This window comes from Actinomadura soli (genome assembly GCF_005889715.1).
GTDB classification, from domain to species: Bacteria; Actinomycetota; Actinomycetes; order Streptosporangiales; family Streptosporangiaceae; genus Spirillospora; species Spirillospora soli.
Map to the genome: position 1 here is coordinate 1 of NZ_VCKW01000406.1, position 5,024 is coordinate 5,024.

Below are 5,024 nucleotides of genomic sequence, written 5' to 3' on the forward strand. Positions count from 1 at the left end.
GGGATGCCGTGGGCGGGTTTGAGTTCCTCGGGGATGGCGTAGTGCATGACGCGGCCGCGGGTCAGTGAGGACAGTTCCAGGTGGGTGATCAGGCGGCCGAGGCGGTCGGAGAGTTGGGCGGCCCAGGGGCCGCGGTCTTCGAAGTGTTCGATGGTGTTCAGCAGGGTGGGGGCGGCCTTGACGAGGGTGTCGAAGCGGGAGCGGGGGACCTGGAGCCAGTCGGCGGCGGTGTCGCCGATCAGGTAGCGGATGAGGGCGGGGACGAGGGGGTCCAGCAGAGTGCCGGGGACGACCTGTTCGTACATGTCGATCAGTTGCCGGGTCAGGTGGGCGCCTTCGGGCGAGGGGCCCATATGCCGCAGCATGTACCGGTCGGAGAACTCGCGGGCGGCGTTCAGGTCGGGCGGGATGTCGTCGGGGTCGCAGCCGAGGATGGCGCCCACGACCTTCCAGGCGTAGTAGTAGGCGTCGGCGCCGTCGGGGGTGATGTGGACGCCGAGGCGGTGCAGGGCGTCCAGGACCTGGATGCTGAACATCATCAGCCCGCCGAGCATGTCCTCCTGGCAGATCGCCACGGGTTCGGGCCAGCGGTCCTGTTGGCGCAGGTGGCGGCGGATGGTGGCGTGCAGCAGCCGGACCTTCTGCGCGGCGGGCAGGAACCGGCCGCCGGCCTCGAACGCGTCGGGTTGCATGAGGTAGACGGTGAACTGGCCGGTCTCCGCCATCCGCCGCGCTGGGTAGTCCAGCGAGTGGGTGGTCGACAGCAGCCTGGCCACGTGCGGGACGACGTAGCAGGCGGGCATGGACGCGAACGACAGCGCGGTGGAGATGTGGACGTCGTTGTCGATGAAGAACTGCCGGGCCTTTTCCATCGTCGGCCAGTCCACCCAGTCGGGCGGTGTGGCCGTGGACTGCAGGTAGTCGCGGGCGGCGTCGGGCAGGCCCACGGGCAGGTCCTGTCCGGAGGTGGTGAACCAGCGCATCAGCGTGTTGAACCGGGGCACCTGCCCGCCGGTGAACAGGGCCTCCACGGTGGCGTCGGCCAGGTCGTCGCCCTTGAGGCGCAGCGCGTCCAGGTAGGCGTCGGTGTACCGGCCGGTCGCGGCGGCCGGGCCGGTCTGGTCGGCGGATTCAGGCATCTGCGGTCACCTCGGTGATCAGTCGGGTCAGGGCGCCTGCGGCCCCGGGCGGCAGGCGCACGTGTTCCAGGGCCGCCCGGGCTGCGGCGGCGCGGTCGTCGATCATCTGCCGGATCTGGTCGCGGGCGCCCGAGCGGCGCATGATCTGCCGGATCTGCGCGGTCTCGCCCTCCTGGACCGAAGCCTGCAGCAGTTCCTGTAATCGGGCGCGGTCATCGTCGTCGGCGCGTTCCAGCGTGAGGGCCAGCAGCGCGGTGGGTTTGCGGCCGGTCAGGTCGTCCAGCGACGATTTGCCGGTGTCGGCGGGGTCGCCGAACACTCCCCACAGGTCGTCGCGCAATTGGAACGCCTCGCCCAGCGGCCGGGCGTAGGCGGCCAGCGCGTCCAGCACCGCGGGCGTCGCGCCGCCCAGGATGGCGCCGATCCGCAGCGGCCACTCGATCGTGTAGGACCCGGTCTTCAAACGCACGACCTGCAGCGACAGTGCCACGTCCGGTGCGGCGCCGGTCCGCAGTATTTCTAGGCACTCGCCCGCGATCAGCTCCCTGCCCATCGCTGTCCACGCCGAGACGGCCCGGGCCAGGAACGTGCGCGGCAGCCCCGAGGTGTGGAACAGCTCTCCCGCCCACGCCAGCAGCAGGTCACCGATCATGATGGCCAGGCCGTCGCCGAGCCTGGCGTGCGCGGTGACCCGGCCGCGCCGCAGCGGGCTGCGGTCGATGATGTCGTCGTGGACGATCGCCGCCGCGTGCACCAGTTCCAACGCTGCGGCCGCCCGCACCATCGGCTCGGCATCGGGCTGTCCGGCGGCCCGCCACCCCCAGTAGCAGAACGCCGGGCGGATTCGCTTGCCCCCGGCCACCGACGCGCGCAGCTGCTCGGCCACCGGCGCCAGCTCGCCGTCCAGCGCCGTCAGCGCACCGATCTCAGACTCGACGAACTCCGCCAGGGCCCGGTCGACACGGACCCGAAGGTCACCCATCGTTCCGGGCGGGACGCTCACTCACCCGCCGGGCCAGAACCTCCATGTGCGCCGGCGGCGCCTGTGCGGTCCGCCGCAGCGCCAGCTCGCCCCGCGCCCGCAGCTCCTGCCGCACCTCGCCCAGCCCGGGAAGACGCCGTACCGCGCCCCGGATCCCGCCCATCACCACATCGGCCGCCCCGGCCGCCAGGTGGAGCACCTCGTCGCGCGCCCCGGCATCCTCGTTTCGCGCCATCGCAACTCACAGTCAGGTAGGCGACACCATCGGCAATATCAACTCACTTCTGGTCACGTCCTGCCATCGACCCATCACAGTTCTCACTGCCTGGTGAGGGCATGCTGGCGTCAGATGCCACTCGGTTGTCCCAAATGATCGCCTCGGACGAGAGGGCCGCTCGCCGCTGTCTGGATTTTGGGAAGCGCGACGTGGTCTTGGCGGTGCGGATACGACCTCCACGAATGCCACTGCCACACGTGCCATTCCATAGAGCGGACAAGACAGTCACTCAATGGAGTGTTGCCTGGTGGAATGCCCATCATTGAGGGTTGAGCGGCATTGTTGTGCTCATCCTTGGGGGCTTTGCATGCCCTGCGAGGTCACGACCTCGGGAGGGTCAGGTCGGCGCCCACGGGCACGGAGAGGGCGGAGTCGAACCCGGCCAGGATCGCGAATGGGCTCGTAGCACTGCGGGCGTGGCCGAACGTCGTGACCCGACCGTGGTCCAGGCGATCTTCCGGACGGTGCCGCTGGCAGCCGAAGGTGGGGACCGCACTTGCCATGCTCTCAGCGTCTCGTAAAGGCACGGTCCAGCGGGGCGGAGGAGGCGCGAGACCGTCGACCATGACGACCTGAATGAGCTCGGCGGCATCATGACCCTCCCGGCTCCCCGGCAGATGTACTACGCCGCGGACGCATCCATCTGGTTGCCGGGAGCTGAGCAGGACGCCGCGCCGCAAGCAGAAGCCGCCATCAGTACCTACGAGGGAGCGGCCGACCTTGACCGGTCGTTAAGCGATGAGGCAGGGGGCGCGCGCCGTAGAACACCTCTTCTGTTCCCGAGGCACGTGCCTGTTCTGCATCACCGACCCGCACCTACCCGGGCGACCTCTCAGCACAGCCATTTTCTCTGGCTTGCTCCGCGCCCGCCGGTGTGGCGGCGGGTTCAGACCGGCGGGCGGGGCGGCGTTACGCAGGGGCGCCGAGCGGCGGGTGCTCGAGCACGCGGGGCTTGTACTCGACCAACTGGATGCGGCCGTCGAAGGTGCGGTGATCGATCATCTCCAGGGCAACGTCCGGATAGCCGTCGTAGATGCGTTCCGCGCCCGTGGCCCCAGTGATCACCGGGAACATCACGACTCGGAAGCGGTCGACGAGTCCGGCTCGCAGCAGGGACCGGCACAGGCTGAGGCTGCCGATGGTGCTGAGGAGTCCCGAGCCACTCGACTTCATGGCGCGGACCGCCTCGACGGCGTCGTCGCCGACGAGCGTGGAGTTGGCCCACGTCAGTGGCTCCTGGAGTGAGGAGGAGAACACCACCTTGGACGCTCGCGTGAGCTCGTCGACCGACGCCTCTTCTTCCGGCCTGAACTCGTCCTGGCCATCCGGGACGTCGCCGGCGGCGAAGCCCGACATCAGGCGGTAGGTGTTCGCTCCCATCAGATAGGTGGCCTCCGGCTGCTCACCGAGCCATGCGAGGTACTCCGGGCCCTCCAGGCCCCAGAACCCGGGCCATCCCTCACCCGATGCGTAGCCGTCGAGGGAGGTGATGAAGTCGACAAGAAGCTCCGACATGGCGGCGTCCTTTCCTCGGTTGTCACGAGGTTGACCGGCCACGGGCCACAAACTCATCGGCCGCCGCTTCCGGACAGTCAGCCAGTCTCGCCCCTGTGCCGGGTGGCCACGTCCGCGGCCATATGGACACCAGGCGTTCCTGCTCGCGTGGCCTCAGAAGCACTCGCGGCGGCGCAGCGAGCCCGGATCGAGCCGCCGAGCAGGTATCGAGCAACCGCGGGGACGAAGCGGGGCATGCCGGGCGCTCGGCGAACCGGGCATTTTCTTCGTTTGTGCTGGTCACCGGTGGTAGGTTGCGTGGGACTCGAACCCACAACCTACGGATTAAAAGTCCGAAATTGTCATGTCAGAGCGGCATTCTCGGGGTTGGCCTGTGCCGCTCTGTGCGTATCCAGCCCGATCTCCGTGCCGCACAATGCCCGCCGTATGCCGATCCGTTTCAGAACCGCCGAGCAAATACCGAGCCGACATGGGCGCAAGCCGACCCGGTCCCGTCATCCATGGGAGTTCATGTCGGTGGACCGACACGCCCAATAAACCCGCAGCGCATTGTCGCTACCGGCGCGCTATTGATGCGCGCCCTGTAAGTCCGGATCAGGTATGCGGCTGTACCCGCAGCCGAATCGGTTCTGACGCTTCAGACGGACCAAGACGGCTACGGCTAGGAGCCGGGGTACCCCCGCAAGTTGGCGTAGGCGCTTGAGCTACACCACAGCCATAGCAGCGTTACTGCGCAGGACCGAATCCTCTACGGGGTCCGCCGCAGACCGGCGCTCACGGTCGCCCCATCGGGCGCCCGCCTGACGATCCCGTCCCGGTTCACAGTCTTCTGATCGTCTGGATCCGTGGGCGAGGTTCTTCGAGGCGCTGGATCGGGAGAACGGCACCATCTCGGGTGCTGTTTGGCTGGTCGGGGTGAACCGTGCCACGGCGTTTGACTGGGCGCGGGTGAGGGAGGCGGTCTGCGGCTTCTCGGCCTCGTCGTTGTCGCCACCCTCGGGCCCATATCCAGGCTCGTGCGCATCAGTCGAAGGTGGTGGAGATTTCGTGCCAGCCGCCGGGAACGAAGGTGGTGGCTTCGTCGGGCCCCCAGGTTCCTTTGGCGTAGGGG

Annotated in this window: 5 protein-coding genes and 1 tRNA gene; all 6 read right to left on the reverse strand. The window is 68.5% G+C overall.

The window, feature by feature from the left end; translation table 11 throughout:
• Nucleotides 1–1,139, reverse strand: a 1,139-nt coding sequence (locus ETD83_RS39250) for an oxygenase MpaB family protein (protein WP_138650282.1), incomplete at its 3' end; no start/stop codon positions are given.
• Complete coding sequence (locus tag ETD83_RS39255; RefSeq protein ID WP_138650284.1) at nt 1,132–2,121, reverse strand: polyprenyl synthetase family protein; 990 nt, start codon at nt 2,119–2,121, stop codon at nt 1,132–1,134. The genes ETD83_RS39255 and ETD83_RS39250, both read right to left, overlap by 8 nt.
• Nucleotides 2,114–2,356 carry a hypothetical protein gene (locus ETD83_RS44080; protein ID WP_205718141.1) on the reverse strand — a complete coding sequence of 81 codons (243 nt, stop codon included), beginning with the start codon at nt 2,354–2,356 and terminating at the stop codon, nt 2,114–2,116. The genes ETD83_RS39255 and ETD83_RS44080 overlap by 8 nt, the downstream gene beginning before the upstream one ends.
• A 362-nt stretch (nt 2,357–2,718) precedes the next feature.
• A complete protein-coding gene (locus tag ETD83_RS39265; protein WP_138650286.1) occupies nt 2,719–2,901 on the reverse strand; it encodes a hypothetical protein in 183 nt (60 codons plus the stop codon).
• A 406-nt stretch (nt 2,902–3,307) separates the two neighbouring features.
• Nucleotides 3,308–3,913, reverse strand: coding sequence for a dihydrofolate reductase family protein (locus ETD83_RS39270; RefSeq protein WP_138650288.1), 606 nt, complete (start codon nt 3,911–3,913; stop codon nt 3,308–3,310).
• Between the two features lie 286 nt (nt 3,914–4,199).
• Nucleotides 4,200–4,311, reverse strand: a tRNA-Lys gene (locus ETD83_RS43270).
• Nucleotides 4,312–5,024: the final 713 nt, after the last annotated feature.

Bases quoted from the DNA above. Each gene is read 5' to 3' on its own strand.
- ETD83_RS39255 (WP_138650284.1), bottom strand. From the start codon at position 2,121: ATGGGTGACCTTCGGGTCCGTGTCGACCGGGCCCTGGCGGAGTTCGTC.
- ETD83_RS44080 (WP_205718141.1), bottom strand. From the start codon at position 2,356: ATGGCGCGAAACGAGGATGCCGGGGCGCGCGACGAGGTGCTCCACCTG.
- ETD83_RS39270 (WP_138650288.1), bottom strand. From the start codon at position 3,913: ATGTCGGAGCTTCTTGTCGACTTCATCACCTCCCTCGACGGCTACGCA.
- ETD83_RS39265 (WP_138650286.1), bottom strand. From the start codon at position 2,901: ATGGCAAGTGCGGTCCCCACCTTCGGCTGCCAGCGGCACCGTCCGGAA.